The following is a 23,790-nucleotide window of genomic DNA, read 5'->3' as shown; positions in this document are numbered from 1 at the left end:
TCCCGCGGAGAGGGGTCGAGTAGCCGGTCAGGAGGACCATCGTCTCGTCGCAGGGCAGCTCGCAATGCGTTCAGCCCTGTCCGTTCCGCACGTTACGATGGATACGCTGAAATCTCCGCAGCCCCTGCGCCGTACCGCTCGATCGGCATCCCGTGAATGCCAGTGAGCATGTTACGGTCCTGCTTCACGGTCAGCGCAGCGATCTCCACGTTCGACATGGCGCGCTGCTCGCTGGCCTTCGGGAGCGTGGTCGCACCGGAACGCATGGCCCAGCGACCTGCTCTCTCGACGAGATTGCGTGCTCACAGCCGCGTGACGACTTGGCTCAAGCCCTGGCGCCCGGCGCTCTCACGCTCAGGGACGGGAAGGACTCAAGAAACCTACTCCGCTCCCAGAGATCCACACCGTAACCATTCGCCATCCGAGACGTCAGCGCCATCGCTTCTTCATCGTGATGAGCGGTTATGTGCTCAATTCCTTCGACGCCACCCGATGAGCTGAGACGGATGGCACGATAGGCAAGAGGGCCGGAATCAGGGGTGAAAACGTCAGCGAGACCAGTGAACATGCTTACTCCTTCTGCACGTAGGCGGGAGCGCATTGTCTCTCAGCCACCGGAGCCCGTGAGTCGTCCGTCCGGTGATGTTGGTACTGTGAGTGATTCGCAGCGCCGATGATAGGCTGGGAGGCTGCGTGCCATCCGCGCAGAGCCCGTTCTCGCATGTGCGGCACCATCGTCCATCTCGACCGGGGCCCTGTGAGGCGCGGCGTAAGGCGTGAAGAGCGGGTCTGCCGCGCCTTCCTGTACGTGCCTGCTCGGCAGGGTCGGCTGGGTTCAGCACGCGATGCACCGACCCTTCCCGATCCCGAGCTTCGCTGCGATGGTGGTCATGCTGATGCCCTGTCGGCAAGTGCCTTGATCTCCTCGGAGCGTGCCCGAACGGTCGACTTGCGACCGTTGTAGGCACCCGCAGGCCCTGGCGATGCCATCACGGTGCCACTCCAGCATCATCGCCCGCTCGAACTGGGCCACGCCGCCCAGAACGTTGAGCATCAGCTTGCCGGTCGGAGTCGAGGTGTCCACGCCCAGGTTCAGAATGCGGAGGGCCACGCCCCTAATCTCCAGGATCTTGATGATCTTGCCAAGGTGGGCCACGCTGCGAGCCAGACCGTCCAGCTTCGTGACCCCGAGCGTGTCACCCTGACGGTCGAACTCCAGCAGCGCTTCGAGTTGCTTTCGCAGGGCCACAGGAGCCCTGTTCCTGAAACAGCTTCTCGCATCCCTGGGCCTTCAGGTCGCGAAGCTGCACCTTGAAGCTGGCATCTTCATCCCGTGGCGAGGTGAGGGCGTACAAGGAGCATGAGTGTCGTCCCGGCCCAACCGTTCCACTGGATTTTTAGCCATGGAACCGTCAGTTGTTCCGAGTCACAATGCCATTCCCTTGGAACCACTTCGGCAGCGCCATGGAACACTCTGTTGGGCCAAGCCCTATTGGAACGGCACCGATGATCGGGGACGAGTACAACTGAGATGTCAGAGTAGATTAGGCACTTGGCACTCTCTGCCATAATGTGGCTAATTCCCTGCGATCCACAGGGTAATTACACCGCCAAGCTGGTGCGCCCCCCAGACCTCGCTCTGACGATAAATATAGATTGGTTTAGAGGAAAACCAAGTGTCCGTTGATAACAGACCTGTTGCCATTCTCATCGCAGAGGGTGACGAACTTGTCCGTATGGTTACAGCCGACATGCTGGCAGATGCCGGATTTCAACCTATAGAGGTCCGCACCGCCGCTGAGGCCCTGGTCGTGCTCGAAGGACCGGCTGACGTGCGCGTGCTGATTACCGGGAGGCGCATCGTGGGCGGTGGTGTCGCCCTAGCTCATCTCGTTCGTCACCGCTGGCCAACCGTTGGCATCGTCGTCACCTCCGGAGGTGGGCCCGGCCTTCAGAACGAACTGCCGCTAGGGGCGTACCTGCTGACGAAGCCGTACGAGTTTGCGGACCTGATCCGTGTGGCGACGGCCGGCCTCGATGAGGTTGCAGAAGTGCCCTCAGCAGCTCCACTGCTGCCGGTTGGAGTGCCGCCCCTCACCGGTGTGGAACTGAGCAATGGCGTTGGAGCTGTTGCTGCTCCTTCAAGCGAACCGGACAAGACATAGCAGACGTAAATGCACATGCTTCAGATCAGGGCGCCCATTCCGGTGGCGGCAATCGGCGCCTACTGGTGAGGCTGGGTGGAGCCCGATGAGGGCATAATACAGCGATTGCAGACTCTTGCGGATTTCGCCACGGAGGCGCTTACCTGGCTGCAACCAGCCTCCCACATCAGCCTTCCGTTCGCCCACACAGAACCCCTGAGCGGCAAAGCGTGCGAAACTCCCTCTCGCCCCGCGTAGGAATACGCCTCGCTTGAGTGGCCCCTTGGTCAAAGGGGGCTATCCCCGCCGAACCCAGTTATCCGCCCGAGGTTACTTGAGGTCGCCCGAAAGACGGCGGCGCGGAAACTCGACAGGAGATGGCGATGCGAAGCTCCGCCTTGATCGTTGCTGCCAGCATGCTGGCGATGGGCACCACTGCGTGGGCAGGTGACAACTCAGGGAAGTCCGAAGGTCGTATGCAGGGCTCTCCCAATGCTGCTGGCTTCGACAAGAAAGACACCACCGGGACGACAGGGCCGGGCGCTTCGAGTCACGCACCAGGGCAAGAGATGAAGCAGGACGGGCGCATGCAGGGCTCGCCCAACGCAGCGGGCTTCAAGGGTGATGGCACAAGCTCATCCTCCGGGTCGAGCGGGAGCCGTTGAGCTTGGGGATTGGGGCTGCTGGACACGGCGGCCCCGCCTTTCAAATGCTGGCTCCTCCGGGCCTTTGCGTGATACCGGGCGTGATACCACACGCCCGTCTCGAAGGGGCCAAGGAGGGAGACAAGGCCTCGTTCAATTGTCGAGGGGTCTTGTAAATTTTTGTTGGAATTCATACTCCCGTCGAAGTAGTCGCTATGCACACGGCCGGCTAACGAACGCTGTTTCGTTCGATCACGGCACAGGCACCTCTTTTAACCATCAGGACCAGTATGTTGCGCAACCGCGTTCGGCGGCCTTTCACCGTCGAAGCCAAGTCGAGCGGCCAAGCCCGCTACGTCTCCATCCCATCCAAGCAGCCACGGGAGCCGTACAAGCGGACGGCTCGAACAGAAGCTACGGCGCTGTGGCCTTTACTTGAGGCCGCCGAGATTGTTCCTCAGCCTTCCGTCGAGCCTGTTCAGGAGCACCGTCGTATCTTGCCCAGCCTCATCGTTGCGGATGTGCAGGAGCCTGAACCGGAGCCCACCATCGAACCTGAGGAGCTTCCTCGCGTTCGTCGGGTCTCGCGCCCTATTGAGGCGCCTGACAACGCCCCACGCCGCCGGGGCAGGCCCCGGAAGGTGGCCGTTCAGCAGATCGAGGAGGTCGCCGAACAGGTTGCCCCGGAGATTCCTCAGGCCGTGGTGGAGGCGACCCCCGTCATCAGCAGGCATCGTCGAGATAGGGCGGGAAGCGAAACTCTATGCCGTGCAGAGCGGTGGAAGCGGCGCCTGCCGCGAGTGTGCTGGTAGCTTCGAGCGGGCGGAGGTTGACCGGCACCTCACTGCCTTACCGAGGCCAGTTTCGGCTCCCGCTCTCCGGCGGATGCTACGAGAGAAAATTCCTCTCCGGTGGGAACCATGGCCTTATTCGGTCACCTATCCAACCTGCCTAGGACGGCCTTAGGCTCCCAAGGAGATGGTGATGAAGAAGACCACGCTCGCGCTGGCGATCCTGTTCGGAGGCTTCGCCGCCAGCACCGCATCGGCAGCCCCGATCGCAGCCGCTGGTCTGCAAGCAGAAAGCAACGTCACACAGGTTCGCATGTCCCACCACGAGGGGCGGATGATGCACCGGCACATGATGCGGAAGCGGATGATGCACCGGCACCATCACCGGGCGATGCGTCACCGGATGTGAAGCGGCGCATCTGATGAGGGGAGGGCGCCCATGATGCCCTCCCACCCACGGACTCAGCCAGCGCCGTAGCCGCCTTTGGCGTTGTCCGTCGAATGATCCGGCGATTGCCGATCATACCCACCTGACTGAGGACCGGGCTTCTCGCCATCCACCGACGCCGGACCAGTCGGTCCCAAATCTGGCTGCTCATCGGGCTTGCTGCCTTCTTCGAGCGGGCGACCGGGCGGTACCGAGCCGACGGCTTCTTCGTACGTCTTCGGGTTGGTCATGAGGCCTCCTTTGGTGGAGGGAAGGCCTCACCTACCCGTAGGGTTCCTCGCACTGCCAAGATACACCGCCTCAAGTCTCCGGTCTCAGCTCCATGATGCGCTTGTAGCGCTCGCGTTGAGCTCGAAGGGCGGCTTTCCGCGGCCGCTAAGGCCTCTCGGCCAGCTGCCGTTTCAGCCTCATGAACAAGGTCTGGTTGGAGGGTCATGCCGCGCAAGGCGCAGGTCAGCCCATGACACTCAATCCTTACCCAGACGGCTCTCAGTACGGGGCAGATTGGATTGCGGGATATGACGCTGCGGAGCAAGAACAGGTGCTAGCATCGCCTAAGACATTAACGGCTGGGTGACGCCGACGCCGAGCATCCGCAGGCGTCAGCGGCAGCCGAGCCGTCTCGGGCACTTGAAGCACCGAAGCACGGCTCAAAAAATCGTGGCCACCTTCGGAGAGGCTGCGTTGGAAGTCCGCTCTTTCATATTGCTCAGCTTTGGACGTCTTCCATCCGCCCTTGGCTGGAACCGAAATTCTTCGCGAGGTGTTGAGTGCCGAGCTCTCATTCAACTCAAAATAAAGGCTGCAGATGCCTGCTTTCTCAAAGTCACGCCTTATGATTGCAGCGGCATTTGCGGCCGGAGTAGCTACGACCGCAGCTTTCGTTACAATTGGCTTTGGGGAAACTACGGCTTCCCAGGGCAGAACGGCCCTGGATTCATCTGCCCCCGTCACGAACGCTGGAGGTGAGCCAGGCTCCGGTAGCTGGGTCGATCCTACTCAGCCCATTATGTCGAAGCACGTTTCTCATGTTGCCTCACCGGATCTAGTGTTTCGACCTGATACTCCGGCCGAAGAGTACGGCGCTAGCACGGGTCAAATAATGAGATCAGCATCTGCGCTTACTGTGCCGGCACCGCCCCGCAGACCAGGGAATCTCAGAGTTGCAGCACACTCAATTGACCAAAATGCCCAAGCTTCTTTAGGCGATCATCCGGTCAGAAAGGTTGTTGTTCCCAAGCAAGCTGATGGCATTACCCGGAAGCAGAAAGCGGCCCCAACCGGCGTGCAGCGGTATGCTGGAGCGAAAGAGGATGCTGTCGGAAGCGAGATCCGGGTGCGCAAGCAGCGGGTCACCTCAACCGAACCCAACGGGGTGATGCAGTGGCTGATTGAGCCATCTCGTTTCTGACCGATGAATTCTCTGGCCGATGCAGCTGGACGCAATTAGACGACGACGGCCTGGCACCTGAGTGGAACCTACCAGTAGAGCGGGCTTTCGATGCTGTGGACTGTAAGATGCGGGGCATGACGGCGCTGCCGGTTTGCCGGGTCGTCGGAAGCATCAACCGTACCGTGGCGACGAAGCCGAGGGTCTGCGTCAGGACAATGATGGAGAAAGGTACGGCCTCGTCAGTGGCAGCGAGCAGCGTCGGTTTGTGCTCGCTTTCCGGAATTGAGAGCGCGAGCGAGACCGCCATGCTGCGCGCCACGACAGCCAGTTCGTCCCAGTCGATCGTGTAAATTCTTATCGCCCGACAGCTTCCTGTCCTGCCATGGCCTTCGTCGTGCTGCCACCATCATCCCTGACAACGCTTGATCGATGGAAGGTGCCCTTGCCCTGCTTTTTGGCGATGTACAGGGCGCGATCCGCATTGACGAGCAGCGCGTGGCTGTCGGAGATGTGAGAACGGCGTTCTGAGATCCCGACGCTTACTCCGATCCGAACAAGTGTGCCTTGGCTTACGTCGTACGGTAGCCTCACAGCCGAGATGATAGCGGCCGCCATCATCTCCGCAGATGCGGCTCGCTGCCCGGTCAGCAACACGGCAAACTCGTCGCCACCGAGACGGGCGACTACGTCTGTGGTCATCACCACGTCGCGCAGGCGGCTTGCGACCTGTTTCAAGAGGACGTCGCCCACCGCATGACCGTAGGTGTCGTTCACGGTCTTGAAACCGTCCAGGTCGAGGTAGAGCAGGGCCACCGCACTCTCTTCATTCTCCCCACGCATAAGTGCGGCTGTCAGAGCCTGATTGAAGAAGGTTCGGTTGGGCAGCCCCGTTAGCCCGCAGTGGAGCGCTTGGTGGCGCAGCGCCCGCTCTGCGCTCAGCAGCGCCACGTAGTCTGAGTGCAGCCTTAGGTTCACAGCTGCAACCGCCACAAGGTAGAGCGGGGCCAGTACGCAGAGGGCTAGGAACCAAGGCTGGCCGCTCAAGATCGCGCCGGTCGTGAAGGGCAAGACCACGCTGATCATCTGGACCAAGGTCATGCGAGGTGCGCCAGGATTGCGGGCCGCTAACCCGCCCACCAGTCCCGTCGTGGCAAGACAGGCGAACGGAACCAGCACCGCGTCGGCCGAAGCCATGCAGAGCCCGACCCCACAGCCGATCTGGGTGCACCACAGCATGGAGCTGAGCACGTACAGGTCCGTGAGCGGGATCTGCCCGCCTAATTGTTCAGCTGGGCTGCGGAGGGAGCGCCTCATCACCAGCATGGATGCGAGGCGCACGAGGGTGAGTGCCAGGTCGGCGCAGAACCAAGCGAGCATGGCTGGTGTGGGGACGCGCAGGACGGCGAGGCTAGCCAACGCGGAGCCCACAACGGCGGCTACGATCAGCGGCGCGGTTCCGACGACGAGGCGCCCGCGAAGGACGTTGACCACGTCGGGAGGAACCTGCCCTGGCGAAGTGGTTAGCCAGGCAGTGAGGCGCCATGCTGGTGGCGGCGGGACGGTAGGGGCGAACGCCATGGGACTACCAGCGCATGGTAAGGCTTGCGCCCTGGTTAAAGGCCAAGCCGCAACCGTCCTCCAAACGGCCGTCTGCGGCTACCGATGACGAAGCCGCCGAGTTCCAGGGCTCAGGTGCCCGTTGATGCGGCGCCCCCTCGCCACTTCCAGGCTCTACGGGCAAGTTCCCCACGAGGCCAGGGTGAGGTCGACGGCCGCAACTGGCCGACATCACAGCACCGACCGGGCGATAGGAGGCGCGCGACAGGACCCCGGCCTGACACCCAACGCCGGCACATCATCGCGCGGCCGCTGGCCTGCATCAGCAGGTCGGCACACGGCGATAGTACGTACCTGTCCGCATCATTGAGTGTGGCCACCTGTGCGGCCCCAGCCTCATGGGTGGCCGCACAAGCCGCTTCGACGTGCAGCCCTGAGGCTGATTGTGTCTGCGACGATGAGAAAACCGACCTCAAGATAGAAATTTCCGATGGGGCAGTTTGTAGCGACTGCCCCGAACTTACCCAGCATTAACAGAATCACGCGCACAGACGCATAAATAGCCACGAATGCACGCCATGAAGGGCTTGGTGTTTACCGAATTGTTCCGCCACGTCGAACCTCAGCACGGAGCCGATATGGTGGACAACATCATTGAGGCCGCGCATTTGCCGCATGCGGAGCCGACACAAGTGTCGGCAGCTATCCCTTTCAAGAGGCCGTCGCCCTACTCACCGCGCTTAACCATGCGTCCGGCAGGCCTTTGCGTGACATCTTAGATGGCTTTGGCACGCACTGCTTCAATCGTTGGGTCAACTATGCCCCACATCATTTCACTCAGCAGCGCGGGCTTTTCGACATCCTGGAGGGGATAGTCGACTTCCACGAAACGGAAGTTCGCAAACTTTATCCCGACGCAGAGCTGCCTTCATTCCTTTCAGGGAGCCGCTCCGATCGGCAACTCGTGACGGGCTACTACAGCTGCACGCCTCTTTCCGCCTTGGCCGTCGGGGTCATCAAGGGGGCGGCTGCTGTTCTCAGGGGTCCGCGCCGGATCAGCGAGCAACAGGGCTGAGGTCTCGGATCGGCTGATTTTCGCATCGCAGATCACTTGGCTTGTACTGAGTATAGGTGCCACTACCAGCAACGGATGACGCGCTGTTGCAGATAGATTGCTGCGGACGAAGCTCGGGTTCAACCCTCCGGTTTTGCGAAGAACTGAAGCCCCGCAACGGGCTCCCCAGCCGTCGCAGCCTGAACGACTGGAGGTCGCGCGGTAGCACGGGCTCGATGGCAATCGCCTTCGCAGCTTCGACTTCGTTCCTGCTCAGAAACCAAAAAACTGCATCGAACCCTTACGCAGTCGACGGCGTTTGGCTCCTCACACGGAGAAACTAGATGCCCGATACCAGTCTTGCCACAGCGATGTTTCCTTCGCTCAGTGCGGCTCGCTCAGCCAAGCAACGGCTCGTCAGCGCGGGCTTTGCTCGCAACAGCATCGACATTGACCGGCAAGGGAACAACTTCGAGGTTCTAATCCATGTCCGCGACGAGCACCGAGATCGCGCAGAGCGCCTTCTTGCTCGTTCGCCCGTCGTGCACTCTCTACATGAAACAGGAGGTCAGGCGGCTGCCGCCTTCCAAGACAATCGTCTGCTTGCGCTCGGCCTTGCAGGATTGGCAGGCTTTGCACTGTTCAGCCTCCTTCGCCGTCACTGAAGTTCGCCGTGGCCTTCGTCGGCGGCCCTCGTCCGCTGGCATAGGCCGCACGATGCCAGAACAGCCTCGCAGACATGGAACGGCCTTGCGTCATCATCGGCATTCACGGCTTGGCCAATAAGCCGCCCGTCGATGAGAAGACGCGCTGGTGGAAGGCTGCCATCGTCGAGGGCCTGACGCGCAACATGGGGCTAGCCGACCCGGCGCCTGCCTTCGAGTTCGTGTACTGGGCCGATCTCCGCTATGACGCCCCCTTGTCGGAGGATCTCAACCGCGAGCCATTCCTGCCCTACGAAGGGGTGGGACCTCTGCCGGGAGGGGAGGAGGCACCCGCAACGACTGCCAAGGACATACTGGCACCGGTATATGCGGGCATCGACAAAGTCGAGGAGGCCACAGGGGTCACTCTCGTGGACGACCTCATCCTGGAACATCGCTTCGACGATCTTTGGCACTACCACGCCGAGCAGCATTTCGCCCGGCAGGTCCGAGCGCGGCTGATCGAGCGCCTTCGGGCGTTCAGAGACCATCGTATCCTCCTCGTCGCGCACTCGATGGGCTCAGTCATCGCCTACGATGTGCTGCGACTGCTGGAGCACGAGGAACCCTCGCTGCGGGTCGATCATCTCGTCACGGCCGCCGCGCCCTTGAGCCTCGCCAAGGTCAAGCTCAAGTTCGAGGCGGAGCACGGCGCTCTACGGGTGCCCAACAACGTCTCGGCCTGGACGAACCTTGCCGACGGCAAAGATGTCGTGGCCATCATGGGTGCAGTGAGCGCGGATTACGGGATGAGCGACTTCGGCGTGCGCATGACCGACCGCCGCGTCGTGAACCTTTACCGGCGTCCCAACGGGGAGGCGAACCACCACAAGTCCTACGGTTATCTCCGGACGCCGGAGTTCTCACGTATTGCCTATGCCTATGTTGCCGACCGGCGACGCGCGACATGTACCAGCACCTGATGGGACGGCACAAAGCCAGCCTCAGAGCGACGCGCTCATGAAGATTGTGAGGAAGGGGCAGAGACCGTCCTCCTCACAGCAGCTGCCGAGGTCCGGCGAAGTGCATCTTTGTCGGAATCGGCAGCGAGCGCGATCACTGCCGTCGTTGTGCTACAAGCGCGAAAAAGTGCGGACTGGCGAGCGCGGCGTGAAGGCCGGCCGGGATTTGAGAGCGGGATCGCTGCCGCCCAGCATCACGGCTCTTAGTTCTTCGAGGCTGAAGTCTGCTAGGTTGGCTGCCAGATCGGTACGCACACGCTCAAGCAGGGCCTCGTTGGTCGCGCCATGGACCATCGCATCGATCAGCACGTCAGCGTAGGCGCGGCTGGTCTGACCATCACAGCCAAGCTTTCGGATCGCGAAATCGGCCAGCGCTTGGGCGCCAGCGCGGCGGTTCAGAAAGCGTCGTTCCTCGCCGATCACATATAGAAGCTCTTCGGCGCGTTCTCTCTCCTCGAAAGATCTGAGCATCTTCTCCCTCCACGGCAGGTCGGCGGATGCGAGCGTGCGAAGATTTCAACATGCGACTAGTGGCGGCGAAAACCAAGAGAAATCGTCTTTGCTGCCAAGGTGGCCATTGAGATGTTGGCAAACCCCCATCATGGCCGTGCCACGACGGCGTGATTAGCCGGACTCGGGTTGCGGTGCGGAGCCCTGAGAGTGGGCGTTCTGTCACAGCGCGAAAGCGGCGATCGCCGACCATGTTGAGGCCATGCGATCCGCACCCTTTACCATCATCATCTCCGGCAAACGGTACGAGTGCCGAGTTGCTGGAAACACGGAAGCCGAGGCCGCCGATACGGCTGAGCGCATCCTGCACCAGCTCCGACAGGAGGAGCGGGTCTGGCCCGCGCAGGTAAACATTGAGTGCGAGGATTTCGAAGCGGCAAAGCGCCTAGCTGCGTACTTCGCCGCCATCACCGTCGAACCGGACCTGGATTAAACCTGTTGCAACGCAGTACGGCCGCTCGACGGTCTGGTGCGACAATGGCGAAGATGCGCAGCTCGCCTGCCTTCACAGTCTCGCCGGGTTTGTGGCGCCTCATCGCGCGAGGGGCAGCCCGTTGTCATCGACGGATCAGTCCCGATCATAGAGAGTAGACGCGATGGTCAATTCCCTGGTTGCGGTCTTTGCCGTTCTGGCCGTGCTCCTTCTGCGTGTTCTGCTCAAATTGCCGCTCCTTCCCTTCCGCGCACTGCACAGCCTGTGGCGGCGGCGAACGGCCTCGGTCTGATGTCATCCTGAGCGGGCGCACCGACAGCGGTAAATGAACCACGGTGAGGGTCGTGGCGGCCCTGGGCTGATCACCACGCCCATTCAAGCGGCGAGCATTTCCGCGCCCAGCGCGCTCAGTGCAGCCGTGATCGGCATCGAGATCTCGAAACCATGCTCGACGCCCACAGCTTAGTCATGAAATGGCAGCGCTGGCCGCCTCACTTGCTTCTGATCCCGATCGCTCTCCAGCTGCTGCAGCAGCTCAGCTAAGCGTGGGTCAAGCACCTCGTCCAGCACTGGTTCGTAGAGTGCCTGAAGCTGCAGCCCAAGCCGAAGGCGGGTGCGGGCATCCAGGATCGGTCCTTGGTTGGCCACCGGGGTCGCCGACGACGGAGGCGTATTCGGCTTAGCGTTCATCAATGGCATGTTCTGATAAGCAGGCGGGATTGAAGCAGCATAGGGAGCCCCTCAGTTAGCCCAAGGCCCCAGACGCGTTCCGGTTTGGCGCAGGTGCGCGCAGGCATTCGTTCTGAAGATCCAGGAGGTACGTGGTCAGCCGATTGCGGACAGCGGGATCGGCGCAGGATACGGAGAGAGGCACCGGCAAAGCCTCGCGCGGTATGGCGTAGACAACTGCCTCGGCATAGTTGGCAGCCTTGCGTTCAGTATGGGCCGCCAGAAGCCTGACCCCAGTGGGCAGTCCGATCGTGATGGTGATGGTGACCACAGCACACTCCAGGCGCTCAGCGCATGAGTGGAAACTGCCCTGGTCCGGCGAAGTTTCTCACGAGGTCCTGATCCTACGACAAAGGCAACCCTTCCCTGAGCAGCTACATGCGGCCCGTCGATCAGGTCGCTGTATGCCCTCGGGTGAACGGAGCCGGTCCTGAGCATGGCTGCCATCCGGTAGCGGCCTTATGCGGCTGCCCGCGCCGTCACCCGAACGATCGTTTCGGCCCCCATGGCTAAGCAGCTGAACTACCGCTGAGGGTGGGAGGTAGCATTCAGCCAGGCAGGGCAACAGGCTGCTTCGCCACTGAGAACTGACCTTCGCGGACTAGGCGTTATGAGCCTTCATATCGGCGGAGCTTCTAGAGGCGCGGTGGAGTGCCGAACTCTCAGAACCGTGCAGCAGGGCACATTCTGCGCTACGGGCGTCGTAAGTTGCCGAGAAACCGCATAAAGCCCGTGGTCAAGCCGACACCTTCAGGCTTCGGATCCGTTGCCTCACCCGCAGCATCAGCTTCGCTGAAGCGCCTGCCGGCCTCGTACAGAACCTGCTCTACCAGCGGCGGCCAGGGTACATTGTGATCTTCGAGGAGCTGAGCAGCGTGAACGAGAGCGGTGAATAGCTCCCGAGTTAGTGGACGGTCGGTGATTTGCGCCTCGAGAATGCGCTCGGCAGCCAAAGTTGCCAAGCGCGACAGCTCGCCAATCTTCTCGGGCTTTGCGCCGGCGCCTGCCATGTCGGCTCGCTCCTGGTCTTCGGTGGTCGCTGTTCGCTTCTGCCCTTATGAGGCGCCAGTCGCCTCCATTCCCACCGAACCGTCGGCACGATCGAGAACACTGACGCGTGGACCGCGGACTCCGCCGCTCTGCTGCTCCCATGCGTCCAGAGCCTCATTGGCTGCATCGATGATGTCGCGTGGTGTACCGCCAGGGACCTCGGGCCGGATCGCCTTCACAAGCCGAGTTAGGAGTGTCTGTTCCGCTTGCGGATGCAGCTCGCCCGACGCTTGGCGCATATAGGCGGAGCAGACATTCTCAGCGATCATCCGAGCCGTCCGATCGTGTTCAGGGGTACCTTGCTCCATCTCTCGCTATCCTCCCACACGGACTTGCCCGCTGGCGTCAATTCAGCCCGCCTCGCCCTCTGCGCCTCTACCGGTCTTGCGGAGGGCTCTACTCGCTCCAGTGATCCCACCGCGAAATGCCGAGCACAACGGCAAAGCCGAGGAATGCAATGACTGGGCTGTCGAACAACCTCGCACTCTGGCTCACCAATCCGGCCTCCAACATCGGGTGCGGGTCCGCTTGCGTGCCGCAAGCTGCCTGATGAACTCGTCGCTGGTCGGGGGATCCCCTTCTTACGCGGCCGTCTCGTTCAAGCGCTCGATGACCTAGGCCGCATGATCGCCTTCTCACGACTCCGCAGCGCGCCGGCAGGCGCCGCGGAAGCGCGGATCGTCGAGGTACGCTTCCCAGATGTGACTGGTTTTAACATTTCCCGGAACTGCCTCACGTCGTGGTCCGTTCTCCTGCTGAAGAACAGGGCGACTTGGAATGAGCAAAAAACCTGCTGTGGCAGGTGACGCAAGCGCTTTCGAGCGGCCGGTGTCACAAACTCATGGCACAGAAGAAGATTTAGCTGCTTCCGAGCTTCGATCAGTGGAGGAGCTTGTTCTTCCCGTCGTTGAGGAAACTGCTCACATTGAGAAGCACTTACGCGAAGTAGGCCGCATCCGCGTCAGCACAAAAACCGAAACGATCAAAAATGTACTGCGTGAGTCGCTGCACGGCAACGTCGTTGGCGTCAGCCGGTTGCCCATCGACCGCATCATCCAAGAGGGCGAGCCTGTCCCTCAGACGCGCACCGAAGGCAACGTCACCATCATCCCGATCCTTGAGGAGGTTCTCGTCGTCGAGAAGCGCCTGATCCTCAAGGAGGAGGTGCATATCCGCGAGACGAGCACGAACCAGGACGTCGAGGTTCCCGTCACCCTGCACAAGCAGCGCGCGGTGATCGAACGCTTTGGCCCGCAGGGGGCTGATCCCACTACACCTACGGAGGAGACACACCATGACGCAGACGATTACGGCTCTGTACGATAACGTGCAGGATGCTCAGAACGCACGCAGCAAACTCGTAGCGGCCGGCGTACCCGAAGCCTCAATCCGCCTCGTCCAAGGGCGGGAAGGGAGCGCCGCTCAGGGCACCGGAGCTTACGATCATACCCGTGACGAAGGCGGCTTTTGGAACTCGCTCAAGGACCTCTTCATGCCGGAAGAGGACCGTTACTCCTACAGCGAAGGGCTGAACCGCGGCGGCACGATGCTGACGGTCTCTGCCGAAGACGGCAAGATCCGCAACGTCGCCGACATTCTTGAGCAGACCAATGCGGTCAACCTCGACGAGCGCGAGTCCTCCTGGCGGCAGGAAGGCTGGAGCGGCTACACGGCAGGTACGACCGGTGCCGAGGCAGCCGGCGGTATTCCGGCGACCGGAACGTCCGCTGGCACAACCGGTCTGCATGCCACAGGCGGCGCCAGTTCTGCAGGTGCCTATGCTAGCGGAGCTTCCGGTGCCGGTGGCGTCGCACATGATGCGCAAGTCGGCAGCCGTGACACTATCCCCGTTGTCGAGGAGCGCTTGAACGTCGGCAAGCGGGTGACCGAGCAGGGCCGTGTACGGCTGCGCTCCTATGCCGTCGAGACGCCGGTGAACGAGCAAGTGAACCTGCGCGAGGAGACGGTTCACGTCGACCGGCACAAGGTTGATCGTCCGGTGACCGCCGCCGATGAGGCGCTGTTTGCGGAGAGGACTATCGAAGCGACCGAGCGCGTCGAGGAGGCAGTGGTATCGAAGGATGCCAGAGTCGTTGAGGAGGTGGGTTTGCGCAAGGATGCTGCCCAGCGCACCGAGACTGTCACCGACAAGGTGCGGCGAACTGAGGTCGAGGTGGAGGATGAGCGTGGGAATGTCACACGTACCGGCACCGGTGGATCGACAACCGACAGGCGCTGAGCAATCGTTGCGGCGGAGATCCCACAGCACCTGAGCATCCTGCGCCCTACTTATGAGATGCTAGGACTTTCTTAAGCATAAATGCGTTGCGATGCAGCCTTTCGAGGCTGTGCCGCAATGCGCTTTATTCATGTCGAGGATGGCCTACGTCTTCGCTTCCCTGGGCGGGACGGAGAGTTCAACGAGGGCGTTGAGATCGGTATCCTGGCCGTGAACCTTGCCAGCGGACGCGGCGAGTTCACGCTGCAGCTCTCCAGTGCCTCCCTTGAACAGGCTCGAACCCTTGCCACGCAGATGGGCTACCGGGTTCACGTCGTCCGGAGCGATAAAGCATGGGCAGAGGTGACGTTTCTGACAGGTCGTAGACGACCCAAGCTCACGCTGATCCACACGCTGGGAGCATCAAGCATGTAATTCAGAATGTATTTTGGACGTCGAGCGGCGCGCCGGTTGTTTCATCGAAAATGAAGCAGGTGGGCCTCTTTTGGATGCGGTCACACTGGTTCGCAGAGACGCCGTCACGGTACACCCGAGCTTCACGCTGATGGCGCATTCCGGATCGGAGCGTAGGGCAGGGCACCCAACCATGAGAATCGTGCCGCCGACCGATCGGCCAGCCGCGCCTGATGACGAAATGATCGAGTTCGCGGTTACCAACCCGCCCTTAGCCTGAGGAGCCGCGATGTTCCCCACCGAACTCGACAGCCAGTGGTTCCACAACAACCCGGATCGGGAGTTCCGCCTGCGCCGTCAGTCACCCGCTGAGTTCCAGGCGTGGCCGGTCCCACCGGAGCCCGGAATGGCGGCGTGGTGCATCATCCGCAAGGCGGACGGGGCCGTAGAGGAATTTGCCCTGCCCGTTGGCGATGAGATGGACGACTACGACGAGGAACTGATGCAGCTCTTCGATCAGCTTCGGGATCGTACGACATGAGCTTGCGCAACCCGGTCACTTTCCGAGCTGGTCTCGGCCGTGGCGGCAGCCTTCTGCTTCGGAGCCACGCCAATCAGTCGCCGGATGCCTTTAATCGTAGTCCTCACCTCCTCGTCGTCGGTGGGGCCTGGCTGCTGAGCGAGCTTGTGTGCATATCGGATTGCGGCGCAGAGCCGTCCGATGGTCGAGGCTGAGCGCCAGGCCTCCGCTTCCGCGACGAGGAAGGCGGCTCCCGCATCCGGGCTCGCGGGCGTGGATGAGACGCCAGTACGGCCGCACCAGGCCTGAAACTCTCGCCAATCCGACGGAATGAGCCCGGACCGTCGCTTCAGCCTTGCTGTCCCGCTGGTAAGCCCGGACCCGTTCTGCCGCCTCGTCGGGCAGAAGCGCGCTGTATCCAGCTAGGGCCTCGATGGGCATGGCGTCAGCTGGTGCCACCATCGTTGGCTCTCCTCTGGCGACGCAGTATTTCAGTCGCGGACGCATGACCGCGGCGCACGTCGTCGGTCGCGAGAGAGCGCACGAGCTGGACGATCTCCGGCGATGGCTTCGGCCAACCTGCCAGTCGTGTCCTCTTCTTGTTTTTCAGGTCGCCAGCTTCCGGGTTCATGGAACCCCTCTGCCAAGCCGGAGCGCCGAGTGAAGCGACCGTTCCGGCAGGTCGGCTCTCGGCACGCAACGTGATACGATATAGCCGCAGCTTCACTCTTTCACCTCTATTTCGACCAGAGCAGGACGAAGCTTCCTAGAATGCAGATTATCGAGATTTAACTGAGGCTTAGCTCGATTGAAGAGCGCTAGGCTGCCGTGGCCCGCAGCGAGCGGCTGCGTGACAGCAAAGGCCTGAACGTGACAGGATGGAGTGAACCTGGTCGCTTTGGACTTACCTCAGGCGGGAAAATGATTCACAGCCAGAAGGTGCGGCGTGGATCGGCCGGGCGTTGCAACAGGGCTCGGATCTTTCCAAGGCCTCTCCTGACGTTTTCATATTCCCGCAGCCGATTCCGTTCGCTAGGTTCGGGTACGCATCACGGGCTCGTAAGACAAAATGTCGTCTCAGTTCCTTCGCTCAGCGACTTGGGCGCCAACGATCGCTCTGTCATGGTTTTGGGGGCTCGGCTTCTTCTATGCAATCCATGTTACCCTGACATACGGATGGCTCGGCTTTCTTGCCTTTGCCTTGCCGAACGCTGCTGGACTCGGTCTGTTTGGTTGGGTCCTCGGAGCACCGGGACGAAGTCCAGACAAAATCATGGCCACTATTCAGGGGCCCTACGCCGTCCTGTTCCTCGCTTGCCAGTTCCTAGCAGTTGCAATCACAATCTTCGGATTTGCCACATACGCTTGGACGCCTGTGTTTGGGCGAGATACTGTGTTTGGCGTGATCGCGCTCGTCCTTGTGGCGTGCTCCATTGGACATGCGATCCCGCTTCGAAGCATCAAGGTCCTGCATGGCGTTGCCTTGATCGTCGGTGTGTGCGCGGGCATCGTGGCGCTGGTCAGGCTGGCGAGCGATTTCAGCAGTCCAGGAGTTCCGCTGTCGTCCTTTGACGAGCGATTCTACGGTCTGGCGCTTCCCTCGCTCGTAGGCTTTCTGCTCGGCCCGTGGATGGACGTGCAGCAGTGGCAACGCGCGGTCGAGATCCAACGCGCGGGCGCTTCCGTCCGGATGGCCTATGCGTCCGGCGCGATCATCTTTGTCGGCCTGCTAACGATCAATGCTCTGCTCGCTTCCGCGGCGGGCCTTGGTGAACCAGTCCTGTCGTTCGATGGCTTGCCCGGAGCGTATGCCGCAGTGGCGCAGGCAACCGCGCGAAATCCTCTTGCCGGCGTGACGGTTGCGTTTCTGATCTGGACGGCCGTGGCGGCTGCGACCACGATCGACAGCTTCTACTGCGCGACTCGCTGGCTCATGACGGCCATTACAACGCGCAGCAACTCACCGCTCCTCGCCTTCGTGCCGGCGTCTCTGGTGTCATCTCCGATCTGGATCCTGCTTGCGGCTTTCACTACTGCGGTTGTTGCGAACCAACTCAATCTGTCGCTGATGTACCTGATGGTGCCCTTCGCGACGATCCTCGTCGGAGGGGCAGCCTGCCTCGTCTGCGAGACACTCGGAGCGTCCCGGCGCTACGACCCGGTCCTCAGCTACATGATCGGTCTGGCCTCCTGTCTCGTTTTCCTGAGCGGCTACATCGAGCCAAACTGGGCGTACTTGGCCATAGCGCCGCTTATAGGGCTCATCGGTGCACTGCCGATGATGGCAGATCTGCTCGGATTGGGTGGTAAGCCGGCGACACCCGTGCCGGCACCGGCAGACGAGCCCACTGCGAAGACCGTGGTGGTATCCGTGGCCCGAGATGAGGCGGTCGCCTCACACGGCTTCGACGGACAGTGGTTCGTTTTGAATTTGACGCCGACCTATGACGACACCAATTCTGTCGGAAACGTCTATTTCGCGAATTACGTCCGCTGGGTCGGGAAGGCGAGAGAGCTGTTCTTCAACACTTGCATGCCCGATTTCGACTTGAAGTCGACTGAATTCTATGTGCTGACGAAATCGTTCCAGCATGATTTCCGGCGAGAGGCCGCCGAGTTCGAGCCCATCACAGTTCGTATCCGCATCGCCAGCCACAACCGAAAGTTCGTGACGCTGGCACATGAAATCCATAGCGGACTCAATGGGCTGCTCGGTCGAGGGGAGCAGTCGCTGATGTTCGTAGATACGGTACAGTATCGCCCGCTGGACATCCCGCGGACCATCATCGAGGGCTTTCTTCCCTATTGGCCCAAGAGCTCCCCGCACGCGGCCTCATCCGTGCCGAGCCCATTGGGAGCCACCAGCCTCAGCGTCTAAGCTTCCTCACGCGGCATGAATTGTCTCCCGCCGAAGTCCTTTTTGGTTCGCTAGGGCATGGGCCTCCTCGGCAGGTACGGGTCTGCTGAACAGGTAGCCTTGAAGCTCGTGGCAGCCCAGGCTCAGAAGGAACCGGCGTTGCGCCTCGGTGTCGACGCCTTCAGCAACCACCGTCATCTTGAGGCTTGTCGCGAGATCAATGATCGCGCGGACGATTGCTGCGCCGCTTTGCTCGTGCGGAAGGTCTCTGACGAAACACTGGTCGATCTTGATCTTGTCGAAGGCAAGTCGGCGGAGATAGCTCAAGCTAGAATAGCCAGTTCCGAAATCGTCGAGGGAAAGCCGCACGCCCAAATCGCGGAGTTTGGCGAGTGCTGTTTTGATGGCTGGAGTTGCCTCAAGAAACACTGACTCTGTGACTTCCAGCTCCAGCCGCGAGGCGGCCAAGCCGCTCTCCTGCAGCGCGGAACTCACCAGAAGCGGCAGATCGGAGTGGCGGAACTGGATCGGTGACAGGTTGACGGCGACGCTGATGCCGTTAGGCCATCCCGCTGCGGTCGCGCAGGCCTGCTGCAGGATCCACTCTCCTAATGGTATGATAACGCCTGTTTCTTCGGCCAGCGGGATGAATTCCGCGGGCGAGACGAAGCCGCGTTTTGGATGCATCCAGCGCACGAGAGCTTCGAAGCCTCGGATACGGCCCTCTCGCGTCACGATGGGTTGAAAGTAGAGGAGGAACTCGTTCCGCTCGAGGGCGCCCCGCAGCTCTGTGGACAACGCACGTCGTGCCTCGATCCGCTCGTCCATCTCGGCTTCGTAAAAGCGGTATCCGTTCCGTCCCTCGCCCTTCGTTCGGTAAAGTGCGAGATCGGCTCGCCGCATGATCTCCACACAGCCGTCTTGGGGGGCGATAGCAATGCCAATACTGACACCTACGCTGACCCGAATGCCGCTGATGGTAAAAGGCGAGGCGATCGCCGCGACGATGTCGCTCGCGAGCAGTGCGATCGCGTGGCGATCCCGCGCCGCTGACCCGATCGCTAGAACAGCGAACTCGTCCCCTGCAAGGCGGGCGAGCTGTACATCGGGGGACGCAAAGCGCCGCAAACGTTCGGCAACAGCCCTTAAAAGCCCGTCGCCAGCTGCATGCCCGAACGTGTCGTTCACGCTCTTGAATTCGTCGAGATCCAGCGCAAGCACCGCAAATCGCTCGCCCGCTTCGAGCTGCTCGCGCGCGGCTTCCAGAAGCTGCTGAAACTGGACCCGGTTCGGGAGGTCTGTCAGCGGATCATGCAGCGCAAGATATGACAAGCGCTCCTCTGAGCGCCGCTTCTCCGTTACATCGGACCCGACACCACGATACCCTGAAAAGCTGACACCGTTGGTGAAGGTCGGCTTTCCACTCAACTCCCAAGTGCGCTGTTCACCCGCGATGTTGAGCGGGAGGATGAGATTGCGGAATGTGCGGCGTTCCGCGATGCAGTTCCAAAGAACGGTGCTCGGATGCCCAGCGGGCGGAGCGACAGCGGGCAGCAGCAGTTGTTCCAGAGGCAAACCGTGAAGCTGCCGCTCCGATGAACGGGCGACCTCGGCCAACCTTGGCGAAACATGCTGAAGGCGAAGCTCAGCGTTTGTTTCCCAGAGCCAGTCGCTGGCATTCTCCTCGAATTCATTGAGCAGTAGATTAGTGAATTCCTGCTGACGCTCTAGGTCAATCTGCGCAATGACACGCATCTTCAAAAGGCGGCTGAAGTGCAGGATTGTGAAGCAGATAAAGGCTGCATAGAACGCAAGAAGGATAGCGACGTACGTGTAAAAGCGCTCTCCCGTTGTCGCTAACCCGAAGAAAGATCCAGCGATGATGAGGCTGGAAAAGCTGATGGCAACTCGTGGCAGCACGGCTGCGCTCATGCCTGTTGCGATGAGCCCTGCACAGCTTGCGGCAATAAGGAGGCGTCCGTCCGGATTTGCTCCTGCAAACAGCATGATCGGGATCGAAGCCAGGAGACAGCCATACGCATATGCGACCAAGACGGCGCGACGGATGAACGATACGGTTACTTCGCGCGGCTTAGGGCGCGAACGCCAGAGCCAGCACTGTTGGAGTACAACGATCGTCAGCGGCAGAATGGCCGCCTCAAGCGCGGCCAGGTAGGTGCTATTGGCAGAATTCCAGAACAGGTAGACGATGACTTGGACGACGCTGAGGCTGACGAGGACAGTGAAAGGAATGAGACGGAGAGCAACGTCGAGCTGCTCCACACGTACGCGCGCCCTCAAGTTTGCATCGAGAGCGTCGTATCCACGATTAGTATCGATCAGGAAGGAAATAAGCATCTCACGTGACACAGATACCCCATGGGAAAGCATACGATATTAGATCTAAGTTTTTTACCTTTCGAACCCACACCGGCTCGGCCCTTTCATCGCACAATGCATTTCTTGGTTTAAAGCGCCGTAAACGCGCTGCTAGGCATTTGAGATGATTGAATTGATCGATTTGTACTCTTTTGCGTTTCATTTCGTGAGCGTTTCGAGCGTGAAAAGGCGAGCTATCACAGTGGCCTCGCGATAGCACCGATCCAGCCGGCTGCCATATAGCGCCCGCACTCATCATCGGTGCCGCGTCGTTTGCCTATGTGGATGGCCGACTATCACCGGCGGATCTGTCCGCGCGCCAGAACTTGAACGGCATACTGACGCGCTGGTACGCTGATGCGATGGCAATCTCCGTCTGTTAGGCCGCGCGAACCTGAAACTGCGCTGCCCTCGACGGCCGGAAAAGTTTCGGAGACTGATCGAGCTGATTCCGATCCGACACAGCCGTTCCGTTTAGGGGCCGGGGGCCAGGCAACTGCCTCTGCTGAAGCAATTTGTCGAATAGTCCGGTGGGGATACGGAGGTATCGAGCGGCCGTCTCAAGGGAGAGACCCCGCGGTATGTACGAGTGAGTGTCTGCCGCCCTGGGACCATGCCCGGTGTGCCTTAAGGCACCGGCACCTGTAGCGGCTTGCCGGTATCAACGACGTACACCGACAGGATCTTGAGTGGCTTGTCGCCGACGACGGTGTAGCCGGCATGCGGCACCTCGCGCTGGTTGATGCCGTGCTCGCCTGCGGGGCGCTCCTTCGGCTCTTTGCCCGGCAACTGCGCCGTACCGCCCTCGACCACGTAGAATGCTTCCTCGCCATTGTGGAAGTGACGCCGCGACGTGGCGCCTGGCGGGATCTCGACGAGCTGAACGACGATCTCCTTGCCCTCTACGCCGGAGACCGGCGAGCGTCCGAGTTCGGTCCGCTTCACCTCCTGCGCAAAGCAGGCCGGTACGAGGAATACCGTCGCGAGAGCAAGGGCACAGCCAGCAGTATGGAGTGTCGCACGTCGTAGCATTCTGATCCTCCGGGTTTGGTCAGAGAATGCCACGGCAGCAGTAGGCGCGAAACTCGTTCCCAAGTGCTCTTCCCGAGTGCCGTCGGTGCGATTCCGGAGGCGGACTCCTGCCCTGTCTTCGGTTTCGGAGATGAACTCGATGCCTGCTGCTTCAAGTACAGCGATCGCTGCACGCACGTTGTTAGCCATTCCTGCCGCTGGGTCTTCGCTGGCCTCCATTCGTTTAAAAGTGCGCACCGAGATCGAGGCCGCAGCTGCGAGACCGGTTTGCCCCATCGATAGCAGGGTTCTCGCTGCCGCGATGCGCCCTTCAGAACCTCCGCAGCGATCGCCAGCACGTTCCGGCCGGCCTCACCGTGCTCACTGCCTTGTATGAAGCCGATCATCCCTGGCGCAGGATCTGGAAAGGGAGGCTCTGCATGGCGCGCTTCATCGTGATCGAAAGAGCCACAGGTCGCGTCTATGGCGACACGGTTCGGTTCGGCGCGGCAGGTGATGTGGCTTCACCTGCAGACGCAGTTTGTCTGATCGATCGACATGCTGGCCGTCCCACACGCAGCTTTGGCTACGTCAATGCCGACAGCGATGCTGCGCAGTACGACGCCTACGAGATCCAGCAGGCTAGTTCCAATAGCGCGTCAGCAAGCGATGAGGAAGCGCAGACGCTGGCTCGCGAACGCAGCTCTAGCATGATATGTTTTGTTGCTTACAATTCATAAATGCATGCTTCAACGGCTCACGATGAAGCTGGAGCATGCATGGACATGGGCTGACATTCCGAGTTCGCGCCCACACGAGCACGCGACGCCGGTCGAGACGAGCAATCGTTGTCCGGTGAAGCATCCGACCAATTGAGGCAAAAAATCCCTCTGCCAAATTTGTGATCAGGTTGTGGCTCAACTGCCATATTGCACCGCACCTTAGTGTGGTCACATTCAAAGATATTTTGCCGCTCGATCAGTAATAATGAGAAAGCGGAAATGATTTTGGGCGCTCGCTTTGCTGTCCTTGGCTTGGCTGTCTTAAGCTCCTTCACGATTTCTGGTGCCGAAGCCGCGCCGAAGGCGGCGGGGCAGTCCGGTGCCGCCTCTTGGTACGGTCCGGGCTTTCACGGGCGGCTCACCGCCAACGGCGAGCGCTTCAACACACATGCGCTGACGGCTGCCCACCGGACGCTGCCCTTCGGAGCCCAGGTTCGGGTCACCAACAAGAGCAACGGACGCTCCGTGGTGGTGCGCATCAACGACCGGGGCCCGTTTGTGGGCGACCGGGTGATCGACCTGTCCAAAGCCTCTGCCCGCGCCATCGGCGTTTCGGGAGTTGCAAAGGTCAGCCTCACGCGCGTGTAGGCGCATTGGTGAACGGCGTGACCGGCCGCAGGTGCGGCAAGCAGGAGTGCGTTATGGGCTACATCATCGGCGGGGCGAACCTCGCGAACAAGGAAACGCCAGCCATCAGTTACCAAGTCGAGACCGCCTCAGACGCTTGGGAGAAGGTCGCAGAGCTTCAGGCTGGCGGCTACGTCGTTCGCGCCTCCACATCGGACGGCAACGAAGTCGCTCTGGATGACATCAAAATACGCGCGCTTTCGATCCAGGGACCCTGAGCCTACTGCAATGGCAGTTCGAGGGACCAGCTCGGCTTGCCCGCGGCCAAGAGGATCAGGCGACCGCGGCCAAGCCGATGCTCGACGTTCTGATTGCCCACCCCCGCAGCCGTCCAAGGCTACTTTCCCCGGCCGACACGTCAGAAGCCTGAAGCTTGCGGCTGTTGTCATTCGCGCCTTGGGATCGTGCGGGAGGAAGCAGGCTTGCGAAGGCGGGATGGGAGTGGCCGGCCCGGCCGCGATCCGTCCCGAATGTGCGAGCTGTACACATTCGCCTGCTCCCCCATACCCAGCCAGGATCGCGTGCTGTCGGCGCGGTCACGATGGAGAGCGTGGGCAGCCGAA

The 23,790-nt window shown here is 61.1% G+C and carries 23 protein-coding genes and 1 pseudogene; 14 read left to right on the top strand and 10 right to left on the bottom strand.

Translation table 11 applies throughout. The features are described from left to right. Positions 1 to 92: 92 nt before the first annotated feature. On the bottom strand, positions 93 to 266 hold the full coding sequence (locus FHU13_RS24405) for a hypothetical protein (RefSeq protein ID WP_183438427.1): 174 nt from the start codon (positions 264 to 266) through the stop codon (positions 93 to 95). A 569-nt stretch (positions 267 to 835) separates the two neighbouring features. Then, positions 836 to 1,249, bottom strand: a complete 414-nt coding sequence (locus FHU13_RS24400; protein ID WP_312889643.1) for a recombinase family protein — start codon at positions 1,247 to 1,249, stop codon at positions 836 to 838. Between the two features lie 427 nt (positions 1,250 to 1,676). On the opposite strand from FHU13_RS24400, the gene FHU13_RS24395 reads away from it, so the two are divergent. Continuing rightward, positions 1,677 to 2,165: a response regulator gene (locus tag FHU13_RS24395; RefSeq protein ID WP_183438426.1), complete on the top strand. Its 489-nt coding sequence runs from the start codon at positions 1,677 to 1,679 to the stop codon at positions 2,163 to 2,165. A gap of 1,054 nt (positions 2,166 to 3,219) precedes the next feature. Here the strand turns inward: FHU13_RS24395 and FHU13_RS24390 are convergent. Further along, positions 3,220 to 3,522, bottom strand: coding sequence for a hypothetical protein (locus tag FHU13_RS24390; RefSeq protein ID WP_183438425.1), 303 nt, complete (start codon positions 3,520 to 3,522; stop codon positions 3,220 to 3,222). Between the two features lie 250 nt (positions 3,523 to 3,772). On the opposite strand from FHU13_RS24390, the gene FHU13_RS24385 reads away from it, so the two are divergent. Next, on the top strand, positions 3,773 to 3,988 hold the full coding sequence (locus FHU13_RS24385) for a hypothetical protein (protein WP_183438424.1): 216 nt from the start codon (positions 3,773 to 3,775) through the stop codon (positions 3,986 to 3,988). Between the two features lie 53 nt (positions 3,989 to 4,041). Here FHU13_RS24385 and FHU13_RS24380 read toward each other — a convergent pair whose 3' ends face one another. Further along, on the bottom strand, positions 4,042 to 4,257 hold the full coding sequence (locus FHU13_RS24380; RefSeq protein ID WP_183438423.1) for a hypothetical protein: 216 nt from the start codon (positions 4,255 to 4,257) through the stop codon (positions 4,042 to 4,044). 1,517 nt (positions 4,258 to 5,774) lie between these two features. After that, complete coding sequence (locus FHU13_RS28470) at positions 5,775 to 6,911, bottom strand: GGDEF domain-containing protein (protein WP_183438422.1); 1,137 nt, start codon at positions 6,909 to 6,911, stop codon at positions 5,775 to 5,777. A 760-nt stretch (positions 6,912 to 7,671) separates the two neighbouring features. Between FHU13_RS28470 and FHU13_RS24370 the strand changes: the two are divergent. The 3 genes and pseudogenes from FHU13_RS24370 to FHU13_RS24360 form a co-directional block, all read left to right on the top strand. Beyond that, positions 7,672 to 8,052 (top strand): annotated as a pseudogene (locus tag FHU13_RS24370) (heme NO-binding domain-containing protein); the annotation flags it as partial. 323 nt (positions 8,053 to 8,375) lie between these two features. Further along, entirely contained in the window at positions 8,376 to 8,696 is a 321-nt protein-coding gene (locus FHU13_RS24365; protein ID WP_183438421.1) for a hypothetical protein, read from the top strand. A gap of 74 nt (positions 8,697 to 8,770) precedes the next feature. Beyond that, on the top strand, positions 8,771 to 9,658 hold the full coding sequence (locus FHU13_RS24360) for an alpha/beta hydrolase (protein WP_183438420.1): 888 nt from the start codon (positions 8,771 to 8,773) through the stop codon (positions 9,656 to 9,658). 150 nt (positions 9,659 to 9,808) lie between these two features. Here the strand turns inward: FHU13_RS24360 and FHU13_RS24355 are convergent, their stop codons facing one another. Then, positions 9,809 to 10,168, bottom strand: coding sequence for an ATPase inhibitor subunit zeta (locus tag FHU13_RS24355; protein ID WP_183438419.1), 360 nt, complete (start codon positions 10,166 to 10,168; stop codon positions 9,809 to 9,811). A gap of 241 nt (positions 10,169 to 10,409) precedes the next feature. On the opposite strand from FHU13_RS24355, the gene FHU13_RS24350 reads away from it, so the two are divergent. Beyond that, the gene (locus FHU13_RS24350) at positions 10,410 to 10,640 is read left to right on the top strand and encodes a hypothetical protein (RefSeq protein ID WP_183438418.1); all 231 of its coding nucleotides are present in this window, start codon (positions 10,410 to 10,412) and stop codon (positions 10,638 to 10,640) included. A gap of 1,421 nt (positions 10,641 to 12,061) precedes the next feature. Here FHU13_RS24350 and FHU13_RS24345 read toward each other — a convergent pair. Further along, the gene (locus tag FHU13_RS24345; protein WP_183438417.1) at positions 12,062 to 12,379 is read right to left on the bottom strand and encodes a hypothetical protein; all 318 of its coding nucleotides are present in this window, start codon (positions 12,377 to 12,379) and stop codon (positions 12,062 to 12,064) included. A gap of 817 nt (positions 12,380 to 13,196) precedes the next feature. On the opposite strand from FHU13_RS24345, the gene FHU13_RS24340 reads away from it, so the two are divergent. From FHU13_RS24340 to FHU13_RS24325, 4 genes are all read left to right on the top strand, one after another. Beyond that, the gene (locus FHU13_RS24340) at positions 13,197 to 13,745 is read left to right on the top strand and encodes a DUF2382 domain-containing protein (protein WP_183438416.1); all 549 of its coding nucleotides are present in this window, start codon (positions 13,197 to 13,199) and stop codon (positions 13,743 to 13,745) included. Further along, complete coding sequence (locus tag FHU13_RS24335; protein WP_183438415.1) at positions 13,714 to 14,658, top strand: YsnF/AvaK domain-containing protein; 945 nt, start codon at positions 13,714 to 13,716, stop codon at positions 14,656 to 14,658. The genes FHU13_RS24340 and FHU13_RS24335 overlap by 32 nt, the downstream gene beginning before the upstream one ends. 117 nt (positions 14,659 to 14,775) lie before the next feature. Beyond that, a complete protein-coding gene (locus FHU13_RS24330) occupies positions 14,776 to 15,072 on the top strand; it encodes a hypothetical protein (RefSeq protein WP_183438414.1) in 297 nt (98 codons plus the stop codon). Positions 15,073 to 15,340: 268 nt separating this feature from the next. Continuing rightward, on the top strand, positions 15,341 to 15,592 hold the full coding sequence (locus FHU13_RS24325) for a hypothetical protein (RefSeq protein WP_183438413.1): 252 nt from the start codon (positions 15,341 to 15,343) through the stop codon (positions 15,590 to 15,592). Between the two features lie 424 nt (positions 15,593 to 16,016). On the opposite strand, the gene FHU13_RS24320 is transcribed toward FHU13_RS24325, so the two are convergent. Next, positions 16,017 to 16,202 carry a hypothetical protein gene (locus FHU13_RS24320; protein ID WP_183438412.1) on the bottom strand — a complete coding sequence of 62 codons (186 nt, stop codon included), beginning with the start codon at positions 16,200 to 16,202 and terminating at the stop codon, positions 16,017 to 16,019. 771 nt (positions 16,203 to 16,973) lie between these two features. On the opposite strand from FHU13_RS24320, the gene FHU13_RS24315 reads away from it, so the two are divergent. Beyond that, positions 16,974 to 18,449 carry a thioesterase family protein gene (locus tag FHU13_RS24315; protein WP_312889642.1) on the top strand — a complete coding sequence of 492 codons (1,476 nt, stop codon included), beginning with the start codon at positions 16,974 to 16,976 and terminating at the stop codon, positions 18,447 to 18,449. A gap of 6 nt (positions 18,450 to 18,455) precedes the next feature. On the opposite strand, the gene FHU13_RS24310 is transcribed toward FHU13_RS24315, so the two are convergent. Continuing rightward, positions 18,456 to 20,711 (bottom strand): EAL domain-containing protein, encoded by a 2,256-nt coding sequence (locus FHU13_RS24310; protein ID WP_312889641.1) that lies wholly within the window; start codon positions 20,709 to 20,711, stop codon positions 18,456 to 18,458. Positions 20,712 to 21,434: 723 nt separating this feature from the next. Then, complete coding sequence (locus tag FHU13_RS24305; RefSeq protein WP_183438409.1) at positions 21,435 to 21,839, bottom strand: cupin domain-containing protein; 405 nt, start codon at positions 21,837 to 21,839, stop codon at positions 21,435 to 21,437. A 419-nt stretch (positions 21,840 to 22,258) separates the two neighbouring features. Between FHU13_RS24305 and FHU13_RS24300 the strand changes: the two genes are divergently transcribed. The 3 genes from FHU13_RS24300 to FHU13_RS24290 all read left to right on the top strand — a co-directional run bounded on the left by FHU13_RS24300 (position 22,259) and on the right by FHU13_RS24290 (position 23,445). Next, positions 22,259 to 22,558, top strand: a complete 300-nt coding sequence (locus FHU13_RS24300; RefSeq protein WP_183438408.1) for a hypothetical protein — start codon at positions 22,259 to 22,261, stop codon at positions 22,556 to 22,558. A gap of 261 nt (positions 22,559 to 22,819) precedes the next feature. Continuing rightward, on the top strand, positions 22,820 to 23,188 hold the full coding sequence (locus FHU13_RS24295; RefSeq protein WP_183438442.1) for a septal ring lytic transglycosylase RlpA family protein: 369 nt from the start codon (positions 22,820 to 22,822) through the stop codon (positions 23,186 to 23,188). A gap of 53 nt (positions 23,189 to 23,241) precedes the next feature. Next, entirely contained in the window at positions 23,242 to 23,445 is a 204-nt protein-coding gene (locus FHU13_RS24290; protein WP_183438407.1) for a hypothetical protein, read from the top strand. Positions 23,446 to 23,790: the final 345 nt, after the last annotated feature.

The organism is Methylobacterium sp. R2-1, from assembly GCF_014191355.1.
Taxonomy (GTDB): Bacteria; Pseudomonadota; Alphaproteobacteria; order Rhizobiales; family Beijerinckiaceae; genus Methylobacterium.
This window is presented reverse-complemented; position numbering and strand designations above follow the sequence as displayed.